28 protein-coding genes are annotated in these 23,127 nt (G+C 59.3%); 19 read left to right on the forward strand and 9 right to left on the reverse strand.

The window, feature by feature from the left end; genetic code table 11:
* Positions 1-42: 42 nt before the first annotated feature.
* Genes G5A46_RS18415 through G5A46_RS18430 form a run of 4 tightly spaced genes read right to left on the reverse strand, consistent with a single transcriptional unit; the run spans position 43 to position 3,319 of the window.
* Positions 43-1,416, reverse strand: coding sequence for a TRAP transporter large permease (locus tag G5A46_RS18415; protein ID WP_239367947.1), 1,374 nt, complete (start codon positions 1,414-1,416; stop codon positions 43-45).
* On the reverse strand, positions 1,406-1,927 hold the full coding sequence (locus tag G5A46_RS18420; protein ID WP_232279250.1) for a TRAP transporter small permease subunit: 522 nt from the start codon (positions 1,925-1,927) through the stop codon (positions 1,406-1,408). The genes G5A46_RS18415 and G5A46_RS18420 overlap by 11 nt, the downstream gene beginning before the upstream one ends.
* Positions 1,928-1,964: 37 nt before the next feature.
* Positions 1,965-2,474 (reverse strand): signal peptidase II, encoded by a 510-nt coding sequence (lspA, locus tag G5A46_RS18425; protein ID WP_058314162.1) that lies wholly within the window; start codon positions 2,472-2,474, stop codon positions 1,965-1,967.
* Entirely contained in the window at positions 2,471-3,319 is an 849-nt protein-coding gene (locus tag G5A46_RS18430; protein WP_037207713.1) for a cation efflux transmembrane domain-containing protein, read from the reverse strand. The genes lspA and G5A46_RS18430 overlap by 4 nt, the downstream gene beginning before the upstream one ends.
* 44 nt (positions 3,320-3,363) lie before the next feature.
* Here G5A46_RS18430 and G5A46_RS18435 point away from each other — a divergent pair, with 44 nt between their 5' ends.
* The 3 genes from G5A46_RS18435 (at position 3,364) to G5A46_RS19950 (ending at position 4,823) form a co-directional block, all read left to right on the forward strand.
* Positions 3,364-3,720, forward strand: a complete 357-nt coding sequence (locus G5A46_RS18435; RefSeq protein ID WP_239521095.1) for an ArsR/SmtB family transcription factor — start codon at positions 3,364-3,366, stop codon at positions 3,718-3,720.
* A gap of 51 nt (positions 3,721-3,771) precedes the next feature.
* A complete protein-coding gene (locus G5A46_RS18440; RefSeq protein ID WP_163852060.1) occupies positions 3,772-4,239 on the forward strand; it encodes a DUF411 domain-containing protein in 468 nt (155 codons plus the stop codon).
* 245 nt (positions 4,240-4,484) lie between these two features.
* The gene (locus tag G5A46_RS19950; protein ID WP_370687511.1) at positions 4,485-4,823 is read left to right on the forward strand and encodes a c-type cytochrome; all 339 of its coding nucleotides are present in this window, start codon (positions 4,485-4,487) and stop codon (positions 4,821-4,823) included.
* Here the strand turns inward: G5A46_RS19950 and G5A46_RS18450 are convergent.
* From G5A46_RS18450 to G5A46_RS18465, 3 genes are all read right to left on the reverse strand, one after another.
* On the reverse strand, positions 4,727-4,933 hold the full coding sequence (locus G5A46_RS18450) for a hypothetical protein (protein WP_162797850.1): 207 nt from the start codon (positions 4,931-4,933) through the stop codon (positions 4,727-4,729). The genes G5A46_RS19950 and G5A46_RS18450 overlap by 97 nt on opposite strands.
* Positions 4,934-5,427: 494 nt before the next feature.
* Positions 5,428-5,685 (reverse strand): helix-turn-helix domain-containing protein, encoded by a 258-nt coding sequence (locus tag G5A46_RS18460; protein ID WP_028284972.1) that lies wholly within the window; start codon positions 5,683-5,685, stop codon positions 5,428-5,430.
* A gap of 124 nt (positions 5,686-5,809) precedes the next feature.
* A complete protein-coding gene (locus G5A46_RS18465; protein ID WP_204318811.1) occupies positions 5,810-6,049 on the reverse strand; it encodes a hypothetical protein in 240 nt (79 codons plus the stop codon).
* A gap of 224 nt (positions 6,050-6,273) precedes the next feature.
* On the opposite strand from G5A46_RS18465, the gene G5A46_RS18470 reads away from it, so the two are divergent.
* From G5A46_RS18470 to G5A46_RS18540, 16 genes are all read left to right on the forward strand, one after another.
* A complete protein-coding gene (locus tag G5A46_RS18470; protein WP_163851985.1) occupies positions 6,274-6,627 on the forward strand; it encodes a hypothetical protein in 354 nt (117 codons plus the stop codon).
* 43 nt (positions 6,628-6,670) lie between these two features.
* The gene (locus G5A46_RS18475; RefSeq protein ID WP_163851987.1) at positions 6,671-7,291 is read left to right on the forward strand and encodes a lytic transglycosylase domain-containing protein; all 621 of its coding nucleotides are present in this window, start codon (positions 6,671-6,673) and stop codon (positions 7,289-7,291) included.
* Positions 7,288-7,581 (forward strand): TrbC/VirB2 family type IV secretion system protein, encoded by a 294-nt coding sequence (locus G5A46_RS18480; protein ID WP_163851989.1) that lies wholly within the window; start codon positions 7,288-7,290, stop codon positions 7,579-7,581. The genes G5A46_RS18475 and G5A46_RS18480 overlap by 4 nt, the downstream gene beginning before the upstream one ends.
* Positions 7,574-7,852 carry a VirB3 family type IV secretion system protein gene (locus G5A46_RS18485; protein WP_040104433.1) on the forward strand — a complete coding sequence of 93 codons (279 nt, stop codon included), beginning with the start codon at positions 7,574-7,576 and terminating at the stop codon, positions 7,850-7,852. Before G5A46_RS18480 ends, G5A46_RS18485 begins: the two co-directional genes overlap by 8 nt.
* Positions 7,842-10,217 (forward strand): VirB4 family type IV secretion/conjugal transfer ATPase, encoded by a 2,376-nt coding sequence (locus G5A46_RS18490; RefSeq protein WP_163851990.1) that lies wholly within the window; start codon positions 7,842-7,844, stop codon positions 10,215-10,217. The genes G5A46_RS18485 and G5A46_RS18490 overlap by 11 nt, the downstream gene beginning before the upstream one ends.
* Complete coding sequence (locus G5A46_RS19690; protein ID WP_170846621.1) at positions 10,214-10,381, forward strand: hypothetical protein; 168 nt, start codon at positions 10,214-10,216, stop codon at positions 10,379-10,381. Before G5A46_RS18490 ends, G5A46_RS19690 begins: the two co-directional genes overlap by 4 nt.
* Positions 10,371-11,525, forward strand: a complete 1,155-nt coding sequence (locus G5A46_RS18495) for a lytic transglycosylase domain-containing protein (protein WP_204318809.1) — start codon at positions 10,371-10,373, stop codon at positions 11,523-11,525. The genes G5A46_RS19690 and G5A46_RS18495 overlap by 11 nt, the downstream gene beginning before the upstream one ends.
* Positions 11,525-12,334, forward strand: coding sequence for a type IV secretion system protein (locus G5A46_RS18500; RefSeq protein ID WP_163852064.1), 810 nt, complete (start codon positions 11,525-11,527; stop codon positions 12,332-12,334). Before G5A46_RS18495 ends, G5A46_RS18500 begins: the two co-directional genes overlap by 1 nt.
* Positions 12,335-12,350: 16 nt before the next feature.
* Complete coding sequence (locus G5A46_RS18505) at positions 12,351-13,004, forward strand: VirB8 family type IV secretion system protein (RefSeq protein WP_076981280.1); 654 nt, start codon at positions 12,351-12,353, stop codon at positions 13,002-13,004.
* Between the two features lie 2 nt (positions 13,005-13,006).
* Positions 13,007-13,702: a TrbG/VirB9 family P-type conjugative transfer protein gene (locus G5A46_RS18510; RefSeq protein ID WP_163851992.1), complete on the forward strand. Its 696-nt coding sequence runs from the start codon at positions 13,007-13,009 to the stop codon at positions 13,700-13,702.
* Positions 13,699-15,078 (forward strand): TraB/TrbI/VirB10 family type IV secretion system protein, encoded by a 1,380-nt coding sequence (locus G5A46_RS18515; RefSeq protein WP_163851994.1) that lies wholly within the window; start codon positions 13,699-13,701, stop codon positions 15,076-15,078. The genes G5A46_RS18510 and G5A46_RS18515 overlap by 4 nt, the downstream gene beginning before the upstream one ends.
* Before the next feature lie 4 nt (positions 15,079-15,082).
* Complete coding sequence (locus G5A46_RS18520; RefSeq protein WP_163851995.1) at positions 15,083-16,069, forward strand: ATPase, T2SS/T4P/T4SS family; 987 nt, start codon at positions 15,083-15,085, stop codon at positions 16,067-16,069.
* Complete coding sequence (locus G5A46_RS18525; RefSeq protein ID WP_150282619.1) at positions 16,066-16,260, forward strand: DUF4177 domain-containing protein; 195 nt, start codon at positions 16,066-16,068, stop codon at positions 16,258-16,260. The genes G5A46_RS18520 and G5A46_RS18525 overlap by 4 nt, the downstream gene beginning before the upstream one ends.
* Positions 16,257-16,670 (forward strand): hypothetical protein, encoded by a 414-nt coding sequence (locus G5A46_RS18530; protein ID WP_150282618.1) that lies wholly within the window; start codon positions 16,257-16,259, stop codon positions 16,668-16,670. Before G5A46_RS18525 ends, G5A46_RS18530 begins: the two co-directional genes overlap by 4 nt.
* A gap of 12 nt (positions 16,671-16,682) precedes the next feature.
* Entirely contained in the window at positions 16,683-17,759 is a 1,077-nt protein-coding gene (locus tag G5A46_RS18535; RefSeq protein WP_163851996.1) for a TrbL/VirB6 family protein, read from the forward strand.
* A gap of 78 nt (positions 17,760-17,837) precedes the next feature.
* Positions 17,838-19,187 carry a hypothetical protein gene (locus G5A46_RS18540; RefSeq protein ID WP_107817817.1) on the forward strand — a complete coding sequence of 450 codons (1,350 nt, stop codon included), beginning with the start codon at positions 17,838-17,840 and terminating at the stop codon, positions 19,185-19,187.
* Positions 19,188-19,249: 62 nt separating this feature from the next.
* Here the strand turns inward: G5A46_RS18540 and G5A46_RS18545 are convergent, their stop codons facing one another.
* On the reverse strand, positions 19,250-21,121 hold the full coding sequence (locus G5A46_RS18545; RefSeq protein ID WP_239367955.1) for a UvrD-helicase domain-containing protein: 1,872 nt from the start codon (positions 21,119-21,121) through the stop codon (positions 19,250-19,252).
* Positions 21,121-23,109, reverse strand: coding sequence for an ATP-dependent nuclease (locus tag G5A46_RS18550; protein ID WP_163851998.1), 1,989 nt, complete (start codon positions 23,107-23,109; stop codon positions 21,121-21,123). The genes G5A46_RS18545 and G5A46_RS18550 overlap by 1 nt, the downstream gene beginning before the upstream one ends.
* Positions 23,110-23,127: the final 18 nt, after the last annotated feature.

A 23,127-nucleotide genomic window follows, 5' to 3' on the forward strand; every position in this document is an offset into this window, starting at 1 on the left:
AACCCACAAGGGAATGCTTTCCCCCGCTGCAGGCTACATCACTCACCGCTGTATCAATTGCGGCGCATCGGCATCCCCAAGGGCCATTTCGGGCAGCCAAGTGATAAGCTGAGGAAACGAGATCAGCGCCGCGATCAATGCAATCTCAATGGCAACAAGGGGTACCGCTCCGCGATAGATATCAGACAGATTGATACCCTTCGGTGCGGCCATCTTGGCAAAGAACAGGGCATAGCCGAAAGGAGGCGTCAGGAAGGACGTTTGCAAGGCCAACGCAATCAGGCCAGCGATCCAGATCTGCGCAAAGTAGGCAGAGCCGACGTGATCTGCGAAGTCGAGCTCTGAAATAATCGGCATCAGTACGGGTACAAAGACCAGCAGCACCTCGATCCAGTCAAAAACAAACCCAAGTATGATGATCACGCCAAGGAGGATCGCCAACAGTTCCCACCGGGTGAGATCGAATGCGGATATCCACTCGAAGATGACGTCCGGTCCACCGACCAGGTGGAAACTGAGCGAGAATACCGATGCGCCCAATACGATGAAGAAGACCATCGACGTCATCGTGCTTGTCTGCACCGTGACAGAGTTCAACGATGAGAAAGACAAGCGCTTTCGCGCCAGCGCGACCAATAGCGCGCCAAAAACCCCTACTCCAGCCGCCTCTGTTAGTGTCGCAAAGCCCAGAATGATGCTGAGCGGAATGGATGCGATGACCGCGACAGACGCGAGTACAAACAAGAGGTCTGACACAAGATTGGTCTTGGGTGTGTCCAGCGGGATTTCGACCGTTTTTCTCAAGGTGACCGCAAAGTAGACCGCGAAGGCCATGACCATCAGAAGCACAGGTACGATGAGGGCCACATACATCAATCCGATGCGCAGATAGAACACGTTCGAGATGAAGAACAGCATCACGGCTGGCGGGAACACGACACCCAATGCTCCAGAAGCTGCGACAGCGCCTCCTGCGGTTCGCGGTGCGTAGCCCGACGCCATCATCGGGGCATAGGCCACCAACGCCACAGTTATGACGGAAGCACCGATCACCCCGGCGGCGGGCGCAAGAACGAGGCCGATCAGCAAAGTCGCAATGGCGTAGCGACCGGGAACGCCTGTCAGAAGACGCCCCAGCAAGCGAAACATGGTTTCGGCAATCCCGCTGGCATTCAGGATCAGGCCAAGAAAAATCAACATTGGAACGCTGGTGAATTGGACTGATTCATTGGTCAGTACACCACGGGCCCGCAGGTAGATCAGCCCCAGATGCTGAAAATCAGTGATCCCCACCCAAACCGCAGCGACAAACCCCAAGAAGCCTGTCCCCGCGAGCACCAGCGCCACCGGAAAGCCACTGAAAACCCCAATCGCCATCACGACAAGCATGGCAACCGTGAGGACCTCATTCACCATTGTGCAGGCCGCTTGCTTGTTCCGGTGCACCTTGCGCACGTCTCCCTGTCAGAAAGGCGATGTTGCGAAGGGCTACGATCATCCCGGCAAGAGCCAGCAAGATGGGGCCGATGACCCCGGCAATGCGTTGTGCCCACAACTGGGTTTCCGCGTATTTCGTGGTGCGCATCAAACCGTCCCATCCGTAATAGGTCAGGATGGCGGCGAGCGGCAGAAGGACAAAAAGGCCGCCAATCAGTTCGATCCAAGCAATGCGGCGGGCGGACCAATGTCTGCGAAGAACATCAACGCGCACGTGACCGTCGCGCAGATAGGTATACCCAAAGGTCAAGAAAATTAGGATGAACAGCAGTGACGTGGACAGGTCCGGCAAATAGCTCGACACGCCAAGTTGTAGCTTGCGATCCAGCATCTGAAGCGCGCCATAAGCAGCAATCGAAACAACTGTCAGCCACGCAGTCACGACGCCGATGCCGCGAATGCCACGGTCAATCCAATCCAAAAATCTCAAGCCGAATTCCCTCCCAAAGTTCTTTGCCTGTTAGCTGTTATCCCCCCGTGACATCTCCCTTGCGATTGTCTTGTTCCCGATTTTCCGGCCTGACTTTCGAGGTGCGAAAGCTGTCCCAGAACAGCAATGCTGCCCCACAAAAGATCGCCACGTCAGCCAAGTTGAAGGACGGCCAGTGGTATGACCCGTAATGGAAGTCGAGAAAGTCAGGGACGGCCTGATAGCGCAGACGGTCAAGGATATTGCCAAGCGCGCCTCCGATGATCAGACCGAGCGCCGCACCTGTCAGCCTGTCCGGAGCCTTCCACAGCCAGATCAGCAGCCATGCCACGACCACGGCAGCAAGTGCGACCAGACCCCACCAGGGTACGACCCCGCCGAGCATACCGAAGCTGACCCCATCGTTCAAAACCCGCACGAGGTTGAGAAAGGGCAGAACCTCGACCCCGTTCTCAAGCGCCGGGGAGTTCAGGGCAAGAGCCTTGGTGCCCTGATCAACACCAAACGCGGCGATGGCGCAAAGCCCACCGAGAACGCGGCTGTTCATGCCACCGCCTTCAGATCGGCCCGCGCGTCGCGGATGATCGCCCATGACGAGTGCAGGAACAGTCCGGCGATCCCGAAGGCTACGATGAGATCGGGCCATGCGCTGCCTAGCCAAACCACCAGCCCGGCGGCGATAACGACTGCGGCGTTGCCGATGGCGTCGTTGCGCGAGAACAGCCAGACAGCGCGCATGTTCGCGTCGCCCTTGCGGTACCGCAGCAACGGCAGCACGGAGATGACATTTATCACAAGAGCAATCAGGCCCAGAATCCCCATCAAAGTGGCGTCTGGGGTTGTCGGCTCGAATGCCCTTATGATGGTCGTGCCAAAGACTCCAAGACCAAGCAGGCCGAGGAAGATGCCCTGGATCAGGGCCGACCGCGCTCGCCAAGCGAGGCTCCAGCCGATGGCCAACAGGCCGAGGAAGGTGATTGCGCCGTCGCCGATGAAATCCAACGCGTCGGCCTTCACGGCCTGTGATCCGGCAATGAACCCGCCGATCATTTCAAGAACGCCATAACCAACATTCAGGATCACAACGATCCAGAGCGCGCGGCGATAGCCAGGGTCCTGATGGGCCGCACCTTGCTGAATATCTTCGTCGCTCTCGATGCGGTCAAACCCATACCCTGTTGTCTCGACGGCTTTTTCAATTTCCGGCAAGCGCGCTTCGGGAGCTGTCAAAGTCATTATGTGCGTTGCAGTAGACACTTTCACGGCGTCAGGCGCGATACCCGCAGATTGCGCCGCCCGCTCGATCTGGGCGGCATCCTTGGCGCAATCCATGCCGGAAACGCGGTAACGAAAGGATGGGATATCTGCTATCGCGCTTTCTGCGTTGGCCATGATCGCAGTTCTCCTGCTAAAGTGGATCAAAGGATAATATATCAGTGAGCAATGATATGACGCAGATCGTTGTGGACCGCAAGGTCGGTACCATTGAACAACGAGCAAAACTATTTCGCGGCTTTGCCGACCCAAGCCGCTTGTCTATTCTCGGCGCGCTGTGCGGGGAGCCGCTGGTTGTTCACGAACTCGTCGAGCGTACGGGACTATCACAACCAAACGTATCCAACCACTTGCGATGCTTGTTGGAGTGCGGGCTAGTTAACAGCGACCGAGATGGGCGCTTCATCCGCTACCGTATCAGTAGCGCACGTATCGCAACGCTGTTGAGCGATGTGGACGCACTTCTCGATGTGGTCGCAGGGGGCGTTGAGTCCTGCGACAACTATCGCGGGAGATAAGCAGCCACTAAGCGATGAAATAGACTAGGACAGAGCTAAAGGACGACTGATATTGATGTAACGCGCCGTCAAATTATTATAGCCGCTGTAGGTCTTACCATCATTGCACCCTTCGCCGCGATTGCGCAGGGAGCTCCGTCGATCCACGTTCTTAAGGACCCGAATTGCAGCTGTTGCCGGGTTTGGGTCGATATTCTTCGAGCGGAAGGCTTTCGTGTAACCGAGGAGCGCAGCTTTGGCACTCTGCTGGTTCGGCACAAGTTGGACAATGGCATCCCTCAAGACATGATGTCGTGCCACACGGGCGAGATCGATGGCTACATGATCGAGGGCCATGTGCCGGCTGCAGACATCCGTCGCCTTCTGGACGAACGTCCAGATGCAGTCGGTCTCGCCGTTCCAGGCATGCCCTATGGATCACCCGGAATGGGGCCGGAAGATCAGCGGGAAGCCTACGAAGTATTCCTGATCCGGCGCGACGGTAGCACCGAAGTGTTCACGAGTTATGACGCAGCCTGAGGTGAAATTAGACGATCAGAAATAATAGGGAGAAGACGATGACACAGCATAGACTACGATTTATGGGTTTGGGCGCGGTGTTTGTCATCATTGCCACTGTGGCCGTCGCACAGCAGCAACGAGGCGATTGGTGGGGCCACGGGCCGATGGGACCGGGCCACATGTGGTCTGAACGCATGCCTGGCTGGGGGCACGGAAACATGGGACCAGGCCAGCAGCAGCGCATGCAACGACACTGGACTTACATGAACGAGGGCGTGCCCGCAGCTTATCGGGGTGCTCGGAACACTATTCGCGCGACGCCTGAAGTTATCGCGGAAGGCCAGACGCTATACACAGCGAACTGCGCAAGTTGTCATGGAGCCGAGGGTCTCGGGGATGGTGAGGCCGGTCGGTCTCTCGTGCCTTCTCCGGCTCTCCTTAGATGGTTTGTTCAGATGCCGATGTCGGGAGACGAGTATCTGCTCTGGGCAATTTCTGAGGGCGGTCAGCGCTTCGGAACAGAAATGCCAGCCTTCAGGGAAGCGCTGACTGAAGAAGAAATCTGGAAAATCATCGCATACATGCGTGCGGGGTTCCCGTGATACCGCGCACCGCGAACACTTTGTAGAGCTTTTGGCGGTGCTTCCAAAAATACACAATTTCGCCGATCACCACCAAAACTGACATTGGTGGAGCGCGCAGCATCGCTCACTCTGGGCTCCTTCGAGACCTTCGCTGCCATCAGCTCAAATGACCGGTACGCTCGCAGACCCTTTCCATCAATATGAACTGGCGGCTGCGTGAGAATCCTATCCACTGTCACTTTTTCGAATCCGCGTGAGCGCATCGAAGTCGATTTCTTGCTTCTGTTCGTCACTTATATCCGGCCGGGTTTCCGATACCGGCTGGGGCCCTTGGACGTCCCACATCACCGCATGTGAGCCTGTACTCCAACGATAAACCCAACCAACAACACTGCACCCATCGGTCCCGATCAGATTGGCGATCGCGACGCCCTCACCCCTATCATCGTTCACTGTTTACTGACTTCCTGCACTGTGGCGCTGCGAATTGCGGCGTGGGGTTGCAGAGCGTTCACTACGACCGCGCGCCGGACTTCGTTGATTTTGGCTACCTGGTCCTCGATGAGGGAATGATCATCAGACCGGGAAAATGGGTTTCCGCGTTCTCAACAATTCATTGGCTTCATATCCTGTGGTCGGGCTCCGTGGCGGCTTCGACAATCGACAGGACTTCATCTTTATCAAAGCCGATAACCCTCGCCAGAACTGTAAACTCCACGACGTCGATACGACGCTCGCCGCTTTCGAGACGTGCCACAAACGACTGGTGGCGTTTGAGCTTCGCCGCCAACTGCTGCTGGCTGAGACCCGCATTCTGACGTGCATCAACCAACGCACGGACGAGCGCCAACTGGCCATTTGTTCTGATTGTCTTTGCCACGCGTCACATACCTTTTGTGACGTCGCTAGCGGATGAAATCTGTTATCTAAAAAGTAGATATTTGAGGGTGTTACCGGCGTCTGGTTTCCATGGGCTGCAAGTCTGATGCACACCCAATCGCCCATCAATCCCCCACCAGTTCCAGAAACCGACCGTAGTCCTGACTGACTTCGCGGGCTTCTTCGAAGGCGCGCGCGCGCTCCTGCTCGAGGCAGCGGAAGTAGTCCTGAATGTCCGTTATGTAGACCTCAAAGTCCCGTCGGATGATGTCGGCATAATCCCGAGCGGCCTGCGAATCGCTTGGAACGAACGGCTGGACCGGGGCGAGGCATGACCCGGCCTCGCTTGCGACCGGAGCGAGCATCAGCAAGGCCACAGCCTGTATCTTCACCCACCGGCTCAACCACAGGTTTCTGAAACCCCTATTTTCCTTGATAGACTCCATTGGCCGTGCCTAGTGTTTGTGTAACCGAGATACAGCCGTATCTGTCGCAATATATCTTGCGATTAATAATATACTATCGTAACTCTGGGCTTCAAGTGGGAATGCCCGGTTGTTGCGTGTTTGAAGAAAGCGTGAGCCGGGCCATGAACTGGGACATCGAAGCACCAAATGTGGTTACGGAAGCACGTTTCCGCGAACTCGTGGAAAGTGGCTATAGCGCAGAAATCCTGTGCCAGGAATCGGCACACAAGAAGGGCCCGAGCTACTACGGGGTCTGGATCATGCGTGCCGTGTCTGACGAAGGTATTGAGAAGCTCTTGGTCACCGCCCGCACACGAACAACCTACAACGACATCAAGATCCGCGAGTTCAAGACGATCACTGGCGTGGTCTCCTTCCTCATTGGCATCGGGTTCTCCCATGCCGATGTGCCACTCGAAGAAGGCCAACGGACTTCGCATAAGCTGGCGGCCACCGACAAGCGCGCCAGCGACTAGCCTTCTTCTCTTCAGCCTTCTGGCCGCGCCAACCTCGGCACAGATGGTGCTGGTCATGGAGAGCGACGGCTCTCTGACCCCATCCCGGTCTCAGGACAGTTTTGCCCGCAACTACAATGACGGCATAGGTCAGGGGTCTGCTGCTGATGAGCTAGCGATCCTCGGTGAAGATGAACCCGATACTGAACCTGACGCATTGCGTTTTGCAGCCTTCTCGCGGCCCGCTCCCCTGCCCCGCGCCGATGTCCTCTCCGGGATTCAGACCACGGCCTTGCGCTATGCCGGCCATCCCGGCCTGCGTCGCGCGGGGCTTTCCGTGACGGATTGGCTGACGCTCTATCGCGCCAATATCGAGGTTGAGAGCGCCTACCGGCAGGATGCGATCTCGAGTGCAGGTGCCATTGGCCTTGGTCAATTGATGCCAGCGACGGCGCGTGATCTGGGCGTCGACCCGCGTGATCCGCTGCAGAACCTCGACGGCTCCGCCCGCTACCTTGCCATGATGCTGGAGAGTTTCGGCGATCCGCATCTTGCGCTGGCTGCCTACAACGCCGGACCCGATGCGGTCCGCCAGTATGGCGGCGTTCCCCCCTACCGAGAAACCCAGAACCACGTGGCCCGCGTCATGGCCGTCGTGGCCCGATTGGAAGGATCAAATTCATGAAACAGATTTCAAACCTCTTTGTCGCCACGCTGGCGCTATTCCTGCTGATTGCCGAACCCGCCCTCGCCCAGAGCATTGATCTCTCCCCGATCCAGAGCCTGTTACAGGGCATCGTCGATGCGCTGACCGGCCCACTTGGCGTTGTCATCGCGACGCTTGCCGTTCTCGGGGTCTTTCTCAGCTGGTTCTTCAACATCATCGATCTGCGCCAGGCGCTCTGGGTCCTCGTGGGCATCGCTGGTGTTGCCGCCGCCCCCACCATCGTTGCCGCGGTCTTTGCCGGTGGCTGAGCGCGCGCCTCTCTTTCTCGGCCTCGTGCGCCCGCCGAAGCTTCTGGGCCTGCCCATCATGTACGCGATGGTCTGGCTCTTCGGTTCGGTGCTCTTGTTCGTCTGGGTCCAGCACATCGCGGTGCTGGGTTTCGCCGCCCTGCTCTATCCGGTGCTCTGGAAGGCCGCGGATTGGGACCCGCGTTTCATCGACGTGATGATGACGGCACTGCAGGAGACGCCGCCCACGCGGAACAGAAGCATCCATGGCGGGGACAGCTATGCGCCATAATGAAGCCCTGGACGAAACGCTCGATCCCCGCACCCTGACGCCGGACTGGTATTCCCGAGAAACCCGGCTCGCGCATATGCTGCCCTATGTGAGCCTCGTCGACGACCAAACCGTGCGGACCCGGGTGAACGAGCTCTTCCGGTGTATCCGGCTCGAGGGGATCAACAGCTACACGACCGACGATACCTATCTCGACAAGGTGACGGCGCTCTTTGCCCGCATCGTCGCGCAACTTGGGCCGGAATTCAGCTATTACCTCCACAAGGTCTCCAAGGCCATCAAACCTGATCTCGACCCGATCCGTGAGGACAGCTTCGCGGGAGAAGTCGACCGGCGCTGGCGCGCGAAACTCGAGACCAGCGGGCTGCGCGACAAGACGCTGACGCTCACCGTCATTCACCGCCCGCCTCCGAAAAGCCTCCTGCCGTTCCTGAGCCGCAGCGCGCCGGACCGACTGAAGGAGGAGACCCGCAAACGCCTGCAGCGCCTCGGTGAGGCCGTGAACGTCTTCCTCTCGGGGCTTACCGAGCTCAAGCCGCGCCTGCTGTCAGCCGGATCGGGAGAGTTGGTGGGCTTTTTGGGCGCGCTCAACACGGGCACCGAGCTGCCGCTCTACCCGGCAAACACCTACGGCTTTTTGTCCGTCAACGTCGCCAATACCCGCGTGACGTTTCATGGCGATCATTTCGAGCTCTCGGAAGGCGTCGTGGGGCATCGCTACGGCAAGAGTTTCACCATCGGGGAATACTCGGAAGGCACCTCCTGCACCATGTTCGACATGCTGAACCTGCCGGTCGACATGATCGTGACGCACTCCTTCACGCCGATCAATTCGAACCTCATGGCGGGCCGTATCAAGCGGCAAAAGCGCCAGATGCAGGCCAGCCAGGACGCGGCCCTCTCGCTCATGGAAGCCCTCGACATCGCCGCCGATGATCTCGAGGCCAAGCGCCAAAGCTTCGGCGAACACCATATGGTCGTGACGCTCTTCTGCGAAACGCTCGAAGAGCTGCAAACCCTCAGCGCGGAGATCGTGAACGCCGCCGCGACCGAGGGCGTGAAAATGATCGGCGAGCGGGTCGCATCAAAAGCACATTACCTCAGCCAACATCCCGGCAACCAACCCAAGCGTGTCCGCGCGAGCGCCGTCACCAATCGCAACTTCGCGGATTTTGCGGCCTTTCACCGGACACAGCTCGGCAAACCCGCCGCGAAAACCCCATGGAGCCGGGTCGTCACTTATTTGCCCACGCCGGAGCAGAGCGCCTACCGGTTTTCCTATCACGAGCAAGGCAGCCCGGACAAAGAACCGACCAGCGGGCATACCCTGATCATGGGGCGGCCGGGGTCGGGCAAGTCGGTACTCTCGGCCTTCCTGATGACCCAGGCCCGCCGCGCAGGCGCGCGGATCTTCGTTTTCGACTACCGCCTCGGCATAGAGATGGCGGTGCGCGCAAATGGCGGGCGCTACGCATCCCTGAACGCCGGTCAGCCCACGGGTCTCAATCCCCTTTGGACTGAAACCGATAGTCGTGGCACCGCCTGGCTCTCGGACTGGCTCACAACGCTGCTCTACCGCGCCGACAAACCCCTGACCCCGGCGCAGACCAACCGCATCCAGGAAGTCGTGCGCCAGAATGCCCAGGCCTCCAATCCGGCCCTGCGGAACTGGCGGGATTTCGCATCGCTTTTTGTGTCCACAGATGATGGCGGCGATCTGCACCAGCGCCTGCTCGAGTGGACCGAAGACGGCCGCTACGGCTGGATCTTCGGGCAGAACCTCGAGGACACGTTCTCGCTCAAAGGCGATGTGGTGGGCTTCGATCTGACCGGCATTCTCGACAGCGAGGCCGACAAGGAGCGGATGGCTGTTCTCTCCTATCTTTTCCGCCGGGTCGAGCGCGAGATCGAGGACCGCCGCCCCACCATCATCGTGATCGACGAGGCCTGGAAGGCGCTCGACAACGCATATTTCGCCGAACGGCTGTCGAACTGGCTCGTGACTGCGCGCAAGCAGAACACCGTCGCGGTGATGATGACGCAATATGCCAGCCAGCTTGAGCGCACCCGGACCGGCAAGACCATCGTCGAAGCCGTTCCGACGCAGATCCTGCTGCCCAATATCCGCGCGCAGCCTGCGGACTACGCCATGCTGAACCTCACGGAGAAGGAGCTCGACGTCCTTCTCAACACGGGCAGCAACAGCCGCCTCGCACTGATCCGCGACGATCAGGGCTCGATCGTGGTCGATGCCGATCTCAGTGCTCTCGGGCCCAATCTCACCATCCTCGGCGGCATGGAGAAAGGCGAGGCGCTCGTCGGCGCCGATTACCGCGACCGCCCAGATTTTTGGAGGCTTTCATGATCCGTATTCTTATCGCTTTGGCTGCGCTCGGCGCGCTGGCCTCCTGCACCCAGTATCGGGAGCCGCAGGCCAATTGCTTCACGTTCCTTGCGTCCACAGCACCCGTCGCGCCTGATTGTGACTTCACGCCCCTTGGCACCCCGGAGGGGGACATTGAAGTCTAGCCTGCCTCATATCCTAGCGCTTTGCCTGCTGCCAGGTCTCGCCTTGTCTCAGGGCGTGCCGACCAATGACAGTGGGCTGACCGCGCGTGATATCGTCGAGACTGGCGATCGCGAGGCAGACCTCGCGATCCAGGCCGACAAGCTTTCCGTGCGCGAACTCATCGCCGAGATCGAACGGGAGCAGCTGGAAACCCTGCAACGCATCCTCGATGCCCAGACCAGCTTCGGCGGTCAGGGCTTGCCGGCTATGGTCTCGGGGCTGGAAAGCGGCAGCGGCGATCCCGACCGCGCCGTGGAAGCCGTCTATGGCACGGGCGAGATCGACCCCAATCCCGGCGGTGCGCAGATGTTCGGCGACGCCGCCGAGAACATCGAGCAGCTCATCATCCGCGTCGCCCAGGAAACCAGCGGCTTTGCGGGTGTTGGCCGCGCAGGGCTCTCCCCCGTCCAATGGCGCGCGCTGCTGCAAGCGCTGATCTGGCAGGAAAGCCGGTTTGCGATCGGTGCACGGTCTCCCGTCGGCGCCTATGGCCTCACCCAGATCATGCCGGGCACCGCCAGCGATCTCGGCATCAACCCGGAATACTATGACAGCCCCTATCTGCAGGTGCATGGCGGCGCGCGCTACCTCGCGACCCAGCTCAACACATTCGATGGCAACATCATCAACGCCCTCGCGGCCTATAACGCCGGACCCGGCCGGGTTTTCGAGTATGGCGGCGTTCCGCCCTTTCGCGAGACCCAGCACTACGTCCAGGTGATCCCCGAACGCTATAACCTCTATTTGACCCGTATCGGCGGGATCGAAGCGCTTGGCACGATCGACCCCGCGCTTCTGGCCAATGCCAACCTCTCGCTCACTGGGCACGGCGCGGCCTTCTATGGCAACAACTCACCCGCCGCGATCAGGCAAGCCGCCCTGCGTATTGCGGATATCGTCGAACGGATTTCCGAGACCGAGGATGTGCAGGAGAGCGTTGCGCTCAACACTTATGCCCGCGCCGAACTCGTGCGTCTCGTGGCCGCCCGCATCCGGCTTCAGGCGGCACGCACCCGCGTACTCTCCGCCGAAGAGCTGGCCCAGGCCAGCGCCCGCATGGCCGAAGGCGCGTTCATGGATTTTACGATCAGGGAGATTGAATGATGGGACATCTGCTCTTGAGGACAGCTTTGGCCACGACACTTGGCATTGGCTTGCAGTTCAGCGCCCTACCCCCTGTCTCAGCACAAGGCGTGCCCGTCGTCGATACCCAGAACATCGCGCAAAACATCCAGCAGCTCCGGCAGATGATCGAAGACGAGATCCTGCAAAACGAGCAGCTGACGCAGCTCCGCGAACAGCTTGCCACACTCACGGATCAACTCGCGGAGCTGCAAAGAACCTACGAGGCCCTCACCCGCCTCGCCGAGCTTCCAGAAATCATTCGCACCGAGATGGAAGACGAACTCAATGGCCTGCTCGACCAGGAGTTCGGGGACATCCTCGCCACGATTGAGGCGATCAAGACTGGGGATTTCTCCGGCCTGTCCGGCTCTGGCGCAGGCGAAATCGAAACCCAGATGGACCGGGTGCTGGCCGATCTCGGCTTCGATGAAGACACGCTCTCGGAAATGGCCACCAGCGGCAATCCCGGGGCCAACCGCGTGGCGACGCAGGCAACAACCGGCGCGCTCGTCTCAGCCGCCGCCCAGAACAGCTATGAAGATGCCGGCCAGTCGCTCGAGCGGGTCGACCGCCTTGTCGGGCTCATCGACGACATGGAAGAGCTCAAGCAAAGCGTCGATCTCAACACGCGCGTGACAGCTGAATTGGCCATCGCCCTCGTGGCGATGTGGCAGCTGGAAGCGATTCAAACCGTGGGCGATGGCACCGGCGGCGTGATCGATGCCGCCACCATCGCCGAGGAGCAGCGCTTCATGGATTTCACTCTGCCCGAGCTGCGGGCCGAGTGAGTGCGGGGTGTGACGCGTGGCGAGTGAACAAGAGATCATCGAGGAAGAACTGGTCTACGGTGCCCTGCGCCGTGAACGGCTTTGGCAGCGTCTTGGCCTGATAGGCCTTGTCTTCGGCATCATCGGCTGTCTGAGCGCGGCAGCTGTCTCGATCCTAGATGTCGATCCGCCCCCCGTCGTTGTCCCCTATGATCCCGCCACCGGCTTTGCACTCCCCGAAGCCTCGGTGGGCGCTTCCTCGGTGACCGCCAACCAGGCGATCATCGAGGCGGAGGTGTTCCGCTATGTGACCGACCGGGAGGTCTATAACCAGCTCGACAACGATCTGCGCATCCGCAGCGTCCTGCGCCGCTCGGACGGAGCTGCCGAGAGCGGGCTGCGCCAGATCTGGAACAGCGCCAACGAGAATTACCCGCCGACGGTCTATGGCCCCAATGCTCGGCTCGACGTGGAGATCCTCAGCATCAACCGGATCGGAACCAACCGCGCGACGGTCCGCCTGCGCAAGCGCCTGACGTCCATTAACGGCACCCAGACCGGCCTCTTCACTGCGACGCTTCTCTTCGAGTTCCGCCCAGAGACCCGCCGCTCCATCGACGAGGTCTGGACCAATCCATTCGGCTTCACCGTCCTCGAATATTCCATCCGCTCCGACAGATTGGAGAACTGACGTTGTTGTTTATAAGATCGCTTATTTTTGTCATTGCCCTGTTGCCCGGCCTCGCCTCTGCCGAAGCCATCCCGCGTGGCGGTCCCAACGACAGCCGGGTGCGCTTGGCCACCTACCAGGAGGGTCAGGTCTACCGTCTCAACGTGTCGCTCACCCATGTCACCAGCATCGAGTTCGGCGAGGGCGAAAGCATCCGCTCGATCATCGCGGGCGACACGGAAGGGTTCGAGATCGACGGCGTCCCGGGCGGTCAGGCCTTCGCGATCAAGCCTGTGGCGCGCGGGGTGCATACCAATGTGACCGTCTATACCAACCGCCGCAGCTATTATTTCAACGTCCAGGAGACCCGCAGCCCAACCTTCTACGTGGTGCAGTTCCGCTATCCGGAGGACGATGCGCGCCCGACCCGGGCCATCGCCGCCCAAGCGCCGAACTACAATTACGGCGCCAGCGCGCGGACCGAGTTCACGCCAACGCGCATCTGGGATGACGGGACGTTCACGTATTTCGCGTTTCCAAGAAACGCGCCTGTGCCCGCGATCTTCCGCTACGCGGGCGGCCGCGAGCGCACGGTCAACACGCAAACCCCTGAAGACGGCGTGATCCGCGTCAGCGGCGTGAACCGCCAATGGGTCCTGCGACTTGGCGAAGAGGTGGTCTGCATCGAGGCGATCCCGCCCGCGGAGGCCGCCTCATGAGCGATACCGAGAACACCGAGCTGGAAAAACGCCTCGCCGCCCTTGAGAAAGGCAGTGCCCGCGCGCCCACGGCGGCGCAGCGCCGGTCGCCCCTTCTCGCGCTGATCGTGGTCCTCGTCATCGGCGCGGGTGGTGCCCTGCTTTATCTCCTCTCACAGCCCGAAGAAGAGGAAGCCTTGCCGACGGCCACTCCGGACGTCTTCCAAAACGAAGGGGATGGCTTTGGCGCTATCGAGACCTTGCCCCCGCCCGAGCCCGAGGTTGTGTTCGTCGGACCAGACCCCGTCGAGCCCAACGCGGAGCTTCTGGCGCAGATCACCGCCCTGCAGGCCCAGATCGAGGAATTGCGCAACGCCCCCGAACCGGTCGTCGAGGAAGACACCGCCGCCGCAGAGGCGATCGATGCGCTGACCGCTCAGATCGCGGCGCTGCAAGCCGCCTCGGAAGCCGCACAGCAACGATTTCAGGACGAACTGACGGCGCGGGATCGCAGCCTTGAGCAACTCCGCATGGATCTGGAACTGGCCCAACTCGAGGCCAGCCGACCGCAACCCGCGCCAGTGGGCCCCACGGAAGATGAGCTGCGCGAACGCGAGCAAGAACGACTGCGCCGCGAAGAAGAGGCCAGACGTCTGGCTGAGCTCGAACGCCGCGCGGCCGAAGAGCGCGCCTTCCAGGAGCGGCGCATCACCTCACCCACCATCGCCTTTGGCGGCACGTCCGGAGCGAATGAAACGGCTCTGACCGAACGCACTTTTGGCGAGGTGACGGATTTCGTGCTGAACGGTGCGTTGCCCACGTCCGTCACACAGGCAGAGGTCATTGCCAACCCGTCCAACACCATCATTCAGGGCACGATGATCCAGGCCGTAATGGAAACCGCCCTCGACAGCTCCCTGCCCGGCCAGACCCGTGCCGTGGTCTCTGAAGATGTGTTCAGTTTCGACGGTTCTCGGCTCTTGATCCCGCGTGGATCCCGCCTCATCGGGCGGTATCGTTCGGGCGTTGATATCGCGCAGCGCCGCGTCACCATCGCATGGGACCGGATCATCCTGCCCGATAATCAGACCGTCCAGATCAGCTCCTTCGGGGGTGATGAGTTGGGGCGTTCAGGTGTGACTGGCTTTGTCGATACGCGCTTTGATGAGCGCTTTGGCTCGGCAGCGCTGATTTCACTGATCTCCGCCGCACCAAGCGCCGCCGCCGCAAATGTCCAGGACGAAACAGCCGCGGACGTGCTCGAAGACGTGGGCGATGATCTAGCGGATGCCACGGACAGCGTGATTGGCGACTATCTCTCCATCGGCCCCGTCATCTATGTCGACCAGGGCGCGCGCGTCACGGTGATGGTCGACCGCGATCTGGAGATATTCTGAGCCCATGTCGCTGAGCTATCTCGAAACCTCCCTCGACCGGATCGAAGCCGCCGCCCGCGACGATGTCATCGAGATCTGCATCAACCCCGACGGCTCCTGCTGGGGCGAATTCCAGGGCGATCATTTCATGCGAAAGCTGGACCAGGCGTTGACTGCAACCGAAGTGAAAGACCTCGGCAACCAGATCGCCTCCTCCGCCAACACCACGATGAGCAAGGACCGCCCCATCATCTCGGTCTCGATCACCTACAAGGGTCGCCCGATCCGAGCACAGGTCATTACCCCGCCCGCCGTGCTCTCGGCCATGTCGATCAGCCTGCGGTTCTTTTCAAGCCTGCCGCTTGACGGGCTTGCGCTTGATTTCCTCTTTGGCAAGGAACGCAAGCTTGAAGAACTCCGCCTCGAGAAAACCCACGAACTGCGCGAAGTGGTGGCCGCGGGCGTGATCGACGATGCGCTGGCCTTTTGCGTCGCCAACAAGCTTAACATGATCGTCTCTGGCGGCACCTCCACCGGCAAGACCGTGGCTGCGCGCAAGATCCTCTCGCACGTGCCATCCGAGGAACGCATCGTCACCATCGAGGAAGCCGCCGAGCTTCTGCCGACCCAGCCCAATGCCGTGACCCTCATCGCCAATCGCGATGCGGAGTTCCAGACCGCCGATGTGCTGCTCACCGCAACCTTGCGCATGCGCCCCGACCGGATCATCCTGGGCGAGGTGCGCGGCAAAGAGGCCATGACCTTCCTCGAGGCGATCAACACTGGCCATGGTGGGTCCATGACCACACTGCACGCCGAAACCCCGCAACTTGCCGTGCAGCGTCTGGCCATCGCCGCACTCAAGACCGAGATCCCGATGACCTATGCCGACATGATCCAGTACATCGAAAACTCCATCGATGTGATCATCCAGGCCGGTCGCCACGATGGCCGGCGCGGCATCACCGAATTTTACCTCCGCGGCGCAACTGAGATTGGAACTTCCCGATGAAGACATTTGAATACGACATCCTGTCCTTTCCCATGACCCGAAAAACCAGTCTCACCGACATGCAGGCCAGCCTGAACGCGAAGGGGGCCGAAGGCTGGGAGGTCGTGTCGATCAGCTCCTCGGAATTCGCCAATGTCGGCCACACAGTTTTCCTGAAGCGCGAAACCACTATCATCGGAGCCACGGAATGAAGCCGGCGCGGCTAACCCTTGCGCTAGTCGCGCTGGCCGTGAGCCTACTGGCTGTCCCTGCCTTCGCCGAGCGCAATATGGTGCCGACCCTTGATCGCAGCTTTGACGTCTGTCCGGACCGACCCGCTGAGCCCAACTGGATGCAAGAAATACCCCTGCGCCAAGCCTATCAACGCGTGTTGGTCCAGGATATCTACCGCGCCCAGAATCTCGAGCGCATCATCGAGACCGAAAGCTGCGACTGTGAAATCCGGTTCCCGTCTTGGGACGCTGCCGAGGCGGAGTTTCATGAGCAGCACGCGAGTGACGAACGCTGGAAAATGCTGGAAGCATCCGACGCCTACAATCAGCGCGCGAACGACGTTCGCCTTGAGGCTAAAGCCATCTGCGAAACCGCAGGCAATTGGTAAGGCAGCCCCGTTATGAGCGTCGTCACCTATTTCGTTGAAACCTCCCAGGGCTATCTCGACACCGCCGCAGAAACCCAGTTCGGGTCGGTCGCGGCAACGGTCGGCACGCTTCTGGTGCTGGGAACAACGCTCGTGGTGATCCTCGTCTTCCTGAACATGATCTACCAGTACAAGGCGATGGACGGCCGAACAGCCTTCTGGCTCGCGGTCAAGATCGGGTTGATCGGAATATTCGCGACCAACTGGGTGCAGTTCAACGCCCTCTCCTCCGCCATCCTTGCCGGAATCGATAGCATTGCGGGGGCGCTCGTGGCTTCCGTCGGTGGTGGAACTCCCGGTCCCTCTGGAACTTTCGCCGAAGAATTCGACCGGCTGATCGCGGAACTAGGGGACTATCTCAACGCCGCCGGGTCCGAGTTAAATTGGATGGCAGGGGCCATGCTCGACATTGTCGGAGTGCTGTTACTCTCGATCCTCGGCGGGCTAGCCGCCTTCATTCTCGTGGCCTCGCGTTTGATGATCGCACTTCTGATCGGGATCGCTCCAGTCATGATATTCCTGACACTATTCGAGGTGACCAAAGACTACTTCGCGCGGTGGCTGTCGGCGCTGGTTTCCTTCGCGCTCTACCCCATCGTCGTGGCCGGCGTGTTCGCGACGATCACCGGCGTTTCCTCCGCACTCATCGGCGAGCTTGGCGACCCTGAAGGCGCCTCAAATATTGGCGCGCTCATCCCCTTCTTCATGATGGTGCTGATGGCTAAGGGCTTCATCATCGCAACACCCTTCATCGTCCGTGCGATCTCGGGAAACATCATGATGCCCGCCCTCTCCGGTGGCCTCGGCGGCGGCTACAGCTTCGCGCGCGCCGCCATGGGCAGCCAGCAGGCCTACAACCGCTACCTTATCGGTGGGGCGAGTGGCGCGGAGTATGCAGCCCTTAGGGCTCGGCAGTTCTTCGGGGTACAGCAGATGCCACTGCGGCAGGGGATGGGGCAGACGGGTCAGGGAAGCGGCACAGGGTCACCGGGTGCCGGGTCCCAGATGCTGGCGCAACTGGCTCGGTTGGGAAGGCTGGGGCGGAGATGAAGAAGTTTTGTTTTGCAAGGCTACCGAGCCATGGATGAACGGAGGTCCCTTAAACATTCACCAGTAAGAACGGTACCATTGGAGCTGGTGCAAACAATCCTGCGTTCAGCAGTGAATGGAAGATCTGTCGGACTTGAAGAGGCAATTCGTGTTCTGGATTGCGATGCACATCACGCCAACCGAGTCTTGCGCCAGATGGCCGAGGCTGGGTACTTGGAGCCTGCCGACATCCTTGACGGTTTGTTTTACTGGCAGCTAACGCCGAACGGAACTCGCCTCGCAACGGAATCCAAGCGAAAGCGTATCGGGCGCGATAAGGTTCAGACCATCATTTCTGAACTGCTTGCTCGGGCCAAGGTCATCAACAGCGATCCGAACCGCCTGCAACGTATCACATTGAAGCTGTTCGGCAGCGCGCTCGAGGAGCTTGACGACTATGGGGACGTAGATGTTTCGATTGCGTACATGCGGCGCCAGCTAAGCGATATCGAACGAGAGCGCATCGAAAACACACTGAAAGCCCGTCAAAGCAAGTCAGACCGCCAATCCTTTCACGGACGCCTCATGGGGGCGGAACGTCAGGATACGCGCGAGATCATGGCGTTCCTCAAAAAAGGTCTGCCACATCTTTCGCTCATGAATGATGATCCTATGGACCTCGGGACACCGTACCGCTGGCTGGTCGACCACGACGTGAAAACGGACAGACCAGTTGATGTTTCTGACGATATCGTTCGACCCAACGGGCCTTCGATCCTCGACCAATACCCGAGGAAACCGCTACCGCCCATCACACTGCTTGAAGCACGACACAGAACCATTTCCGCGGATACCAAAGTTGCGATTCATGACTTACACATAGGTTTGGAGGACGCAGCCACGCTCGAGGAACAAATGTGGTCTCCGAAGGTCACGCGCGAAGGCGCTTTCATTGCCAATGACATCAGAAGTCAGAAGCGGGTCAAATTCGCCGGGTTTCAGCACCTATGTCCGATCTGGAAGAAAGACCTCGGCGGCGTAGCGATGCTGAAGGAAGCCCTCGACTGGTGCGATGAACATAAGGTTTGGGTCAGAGACCTATATCCGGGAGTTTCAATCCAACGGTCCGACCGGACACATATCATACGCCTCGGGTGGGGCCATGACCTGATCTATTTCAATGTCGGCGGTAAATCGACAACTGGGAGCCTGCTGCCCAGAAATAGAACACGCGTTTCCAAAATTGACTTGGCCGGAGCCTATGCGGTCGGAAGGGCACTTTCGAAGATGTATGATGAAAGCAGGTCCGCGAAAATGCCATGGTTCAGCGCTGACATTTTGCTTCCGTTAGTCGAGCTAGACAGGCTTCCAGATTTCCCTCGGCTGCATAAAACGGGCGCGTTTAGAGAAGGTGCATTTCAAGGTCTGCGGGAGATCACCTTCTTCTGAGCCGGGATCATACCCCCGTGTGCACCAACGGGCCACTAAGCCGTGGATTGAAACTAAACTTGCTATTCATCTCCAACCGCAAGGTGCAGGAGCCCGTCGACCCGCTCCAGACCGGCCGGCAGCAACATGTTTTCAAGCCATCCGATCGCTTGTCCGCGCTCACTGCAATAAGCGAAGAAGGCCCTTTGCATGGCACGCGTGAAGGCGACAAAGAAGGAATTCAGCTCTTCATCCCGTCCGGGTGAAAGGCTCCACCAAGTCTGTGCATCGAGACCAAAGAAGATCATTGTGTGAAACTCAAGACCCTTGCTTTTGTGGATCGTCATAAGTGGCACCTGGCCTATGCCTTCGAAGCGATCGAGAGCGTCTGACCAAGCGTCCACAGCTTCGGCGCATTCGCAAAACAGCGTGATGAACCCTGTCCGTACCCGTTCGAAGTCCGCGTCCCGTCTATAGGCGGGAAAAGCCTGGCGCAGCCGATCGGCACCGACAAATTCAAGGGCGATCTGAAACACATTTGCCGCGCTCTCGCCATTCTGTTCGTTATCGCGCATAGCCGCACGCAAAGTGGAGGAGAATTCTTCAATACTTCGCTGCAGCCGCTCCTGGGCTCGTTCATCGCCAGTATCGATGGCGAATAGCGCTTGCAGCTGTTCTTGAGTGGCGTTCCAGGCACCCGGGCTACGTTCACCAGTACCGAGCCTCAAGAGCGGTATAAAGATACCTGTCAGTTCTTCGGCAAGTAGTTCCTGAATCGCAATTCCACCAACACTACGCGCCAAGTTTCTGATCTTCAGGCCTTGCGCTGCAAATACGTCCGTCAGTTCGGCTTCAACATCGTCGGCGCGCATACGCACGAGAATGGCGCAATCATGCGGCTCCAGAATGCCGTGCTCAATTTCTCTATCGATCCAAGCCGCGATTTGCTGTGCTTCCTGCTCGCGTGTATCGAAACGCCAAAGCGCAGCGACCTGACCGTCGACGGCGCGCTGCCCCCTGGCTTCAACGTCTTCTACGTTTGGATCGATGCGCTCCGCAATCACCTGTTGAATGGCGACCAGATCCGCATGAGACCGCCAGTTAAAGCGTAGCGCTCCGTTCACTGCATTGAAGTCAGAAGCAAATTCCTGAAAGGCGTTGTCCATCGCCCCGGCCCAGCCCATAATGCGTTGCTTGTCGTCGCCGACGGCTGTGAAAACGGCATCACTGCCATGAAAAGCACTCTTCACCAGATCATATTGTGCATATGTCGTATCTTGGAATTCATCGAGGAAAACGAAGGGATAGGTGAGCTGCAGGGCACGCCGTATCGCGGGGTTCTCGCGCAGCAAATAATCGACAAGTCTGTTAATCATGGCAAACGAGAGCAACGTACCGGTTGGACGCTCCAATTGCTCCTGCCAATAAGTATGAAGTAGCTCGCGCCAAGCCGGTGGTATTCCCTCCGCATCGAACGGAAGCGGCGCGCGTGCGATCGCCTTTTCGAATTTTTGCCAGCCGATGTCACGCCGACCGCTCCGGGTGAGGAAGTCCTCCAAATCATCGCGCCGCGGAAACCCAATTTCATAGTTGCGGGGCGGCCCAAAGGGTTGAGGGATCGCGGCCCGAAAGCGGTCTAACATATTTTTGGTGAACGCATCGAAGGTAAGCGAGTGAAAACGGCGCGCCTGATCGGGCGGACAACGCTTGCCTACGCGCGCCTTGAGCGTCTGTGCAGCATCCCTTTTAAAGCTGATGGCCAGGATGCATTTGGGCGGCAGACAGATGCCAGTTTGCAGGAGGTATGCTGCTTTTTGCGCTAGGAATTCTGTCTTGCCCGCGCCTGCGCCGGCGGTAACGCATACGCTTCGGTCCGTTTCGCGCAGCGCTTGCCACGCGCCCGGCTCGAGTTCGTCGACGCCCTGAGGCCTCCAATCATCGGGAAGCACCAACATCAATCTGCGCCGTTCTCGAGACCGAGCTTCATTTTGACATATTGAACCAGCGCGCACAGTTCAGGCGGAGCGTTTGCGGCAAGATCTGCCTTCGGAATGCGATTAATCGCGGCCAGATGCGTTTCAGGCTTGCTTCGGCTCAAGAACAGGTATGGATACCAGATAAAGCAATCATCCCACTCAGGATCGTAGAGACCAGCGTTCCCGTCCTTTTTGAGAGTGGCGGCTTTCTTGCGCTCCAAGGCCTCTTCACTGTCGTCAGGACCGTGCGCGCCCGGATCGAGCTCCTTATAGGCGTCTGGAAATGCCGCGAGCATCGCGAAGTCCAGATCGAGTGGATCGGAGAAAAAAACACCTTCGTCTTTCAGCGCCTGCATCCAGTTGTTTTCAGCAAATCCATCAGTCATCTCTTCGTCGGACAGGGCAGGAAGGTTGGCGAGCTCGACCACTTCCATCATCACATTCAAGTTGTTGCTGAGATCGTTTCCAATTTCGGCGAGCGATCCGACGGTCGCCCTTATCGTGTTCGCACCGCCATGTGAGCGCCCCAGGTCGAGATCAATCAGCGTTGCATGCGGTATCTTCAGCGCGTCAAGAAGCCGCCAAAAGTGATCGACATGGCGACCGCCGAGCGGCACAACAGGCACGAAAGAAGGATCAAGAGGGACGCCCATCGCCTCCGCGAGCAGAGGCAACACAATTCGTTCGGAGTCCCCCTCGCCGAGGATGACGAACCGCGCGAAGTAGAGCTCCGGATACGCCCGCACGGCGAGCCGGACATACTTACCCGCCTCGGTCGCATCGTCAGGTAGCGTCAAAGATTTCACCGATGAGGCCCTGCTGGTCGTATCGAGCCGGAAGTAGCGCACCTCGTCCGGCTTGATACGGCTCAAAATGCTAGCGCTGTGGCTAGAGATCAGTACTTGCGCCGAGCTGAGCGCTCCGATGTCGCGCGCTTGGTTCATAATGCGAGAGAGGAAGAACGGCGACAGGCTGTTTTCCGGTTCTTCGATGGCCAGAATCGTAAGATGAGCACGCCGCAGCTTTTCCTGATCGAACGGGCTATCGGCAGCGGCCAGTCGCAGAGCATCTTTTTCGGTTTCAAGCGTCGCCGCAGTTAGAGCTATATGAAACAGAGAGCGTTGACCGTCGCTTAGGTCGACAAGCGCCCGCTCGCGACCGGCCTCATCGGGATGGAATGCAAATTCGACGCGCCTGACCAGTTCCTCGAGCCGACTTTCCACAAGTCTGAGCACTGGCGTCGTATCTGTGTCGGCTTCGTGGACCTGCCGCCAGCGCTTCGTAAGCCGCTCGACGATGAATTCTGCGGGTGCTTCGCGCTCAAAACGCTTCTGGATGAGCTTGGCTCCGCGCTCGGTCGTCTTGGACAGGCGATCCGACCATTTCGCAGCCCGCCACAAACGCCCCTTAAGCAAATCAGTGACACGATCCGCCGGATTACGGGTCGCCGGCACATAAACAAGTTGGATGGTGCCACGATCAACGGCGGCGACCCTTTGGCACTCATCCCAATCGTAATCATCACCGAGCGTACCAATCCAGCGAATGTCCTCTTCCACCGTACCATCGGGCGTTCCGTCATCCGTCCAGACTGCCTGCAGGCGCATGCGCGCTTTAAGCGGTTCTCCAGGGCCGGTTGCTGCCATATGGTTGAAAAAATCCGGCACGGCGTCGGCCGCCGCCGCCTCGTCAAGACCGTCTAATTCTGGGAAGGACAGGATACACTCGATCGACAGCGTCGCTCCAGGATCGAGCTCGGTTTGGTCAGGCCTAAGATGAAAATCGCGTGTCTGGATCTGTCTTTCTGCACTTGAGACACCAAAAAGCCGTGCTAACGCCTGAAGCGCCGCCGTTTTTCCGGCTCCGTTTCCGCCAACCAATGCCGTAACCCCGTTCTCAAACCTGAGAGTTTCAGCCTCTGCGCCGAAGCATCGGAAGTTCCGTATAAAAAGTGTGTCAATCTTCATCCGAATTCCCTAGCGTTC

It is taken from the genome of Pseudooceanicola aestuarii (assembly GCF_010614805.1).
GTDB classification, from domain to species: Bacteria; Pseudomonadota; Alphaproteobacteria; order Rhodobacterales; family Rhodobacteraceae; genus Pseudooceanicola; species Pseudooceanicola aestuarii.

Excerpts from the sequence above, each read along its gene's own strand:
- G5A46_RS18415 (WP_239367947.1), bottom strand. The coding sequence starts at position 1,416 with ATGGTGAATGAGGTCCTCACGGTTGCCATGCTTGTCGTGATGGCGATT.
- lspA (WP_058314162.1), bottom strand. The coding sequence starts at position 2,474 with ATGAACAGCCGCGTTCTCGGTGGGCTTTGCGCCATCGCCGCGTTTGGT.
- G5A46_RS18430 (WP_037207713.1), bottom strand. The coding sequence starts at position 3,319 with ATGGCCAACGCAGAAAGCGCGATAGCAGATATCCCATCCTTTCGTTAC.
- G5A46_RS19950 (WP_370687511.1), top strand. The coding sequence starts at position 4,485 with ATGAACGAGGGCGTGCCCGCAGCTTATCGGGGTGCTCGGAACACTATT.
- G5A46_RS18465 (WP_204318811.1), bottom strand. The coding sequence starts at position 6,049 with ATGCTCGCTCCGGTCGCAAGCGAGGCCGGGTCATGCCTCGCCCCGGTC.
- G5A46_RS18470 (WP_163851985.1), top strand. The coding sequence starts at position 6,274 with ATGAACTGGGACATCGAAGCACCAAATGTGGTTACGGAAGCACGTTTC.
- G5A46_RS18475 (WP_163851987.1), top strand. The coding sequence starts at position 6,671 with ATGGTGCTGGTCATGGAGAGCGACGGCTCTCTGACCCCATCCCGGTCT.
- G5A46_RS18480 (WP_163851989.1), top strand. The coding sequence starts at position 7,288 with ATGAAACAGATTTCAAACCTCTTTGTCGCCACGCTGGCGCTATTCCTG.
- G5A46_RS18490 (WP_163851990.1), top strand. The coding sequence starts at position 7,842 with ATGCGCCATAATGAAGCCCTGGACGAAACGCTCGATCCCCGCACCCTG.
- G5A46_RS19690 (WP_170846621.1), top strand. The coding sequence starts at position 10,214 with ATGATCCGTATTCTTATCGCTTTGGCTGCGCTCGGCGCGCTGGCCTCC.
- G5A46_RS18500 (WP_163852064.1), top strand. The coding sequence starts at position 11,525 with ATGGGACATCTGCTCTTGAGGACAGCTTTGGCCACGACACTTGGCATT.
- G5A46_RS18515 (WP_163851994.1), top strand. The coding sequence starts at position 13,699 with ATGAGCGATACCGAGAACACCGAGCTGGAAAAACGCCTCGCCGCCCTT.
- G5A46_RS18520 (WP_163851995.1), top strand. The coding sequence starts at position 15,083 with ATGTCGCTGAGCTATCTCGAAACCTCCCTCGACCGGATCGAAGCCGCC.
- G5A46_RS18525 (WP_150282619.1), top strand. The coding sequence starts at position 16,066 with ATGAAGACATTTGAATACGACATCCTGTCCTTTCCCATGACCCGAAAA.
- G5A46_RS18530 (WP_150282618.1), top strand. The coding sequence starts at position 16,257 with ATGAAGCCGGCGCGGCTAACCCTTGCGCTAGTCGCGCTGGCCGTGAGC.
- G5A46_RS18535 (WP_163851996.1), top strand. The coding sequence starts at position 16,683 with ATGAGCGTCGTCACCTATTTCGTTGAAACCTCCCAGGGCTATCTCGAC.
- G5A46_RS18545 (WP_239367955.1), bottom strand. The coding sequence starts at position 21,121 with ATGTTGGTGCTTCCCGATGATTGGAGGCCTCAGGGCGTCGACGAACTC.
- G5A46_RS18550 (WP_163851998.1), bottom strand. The coding sequence starts at position 23,109 with ATGAAGATTGACACACTTTTTATACGGAACTTCCGATGCTTCGGCGCA.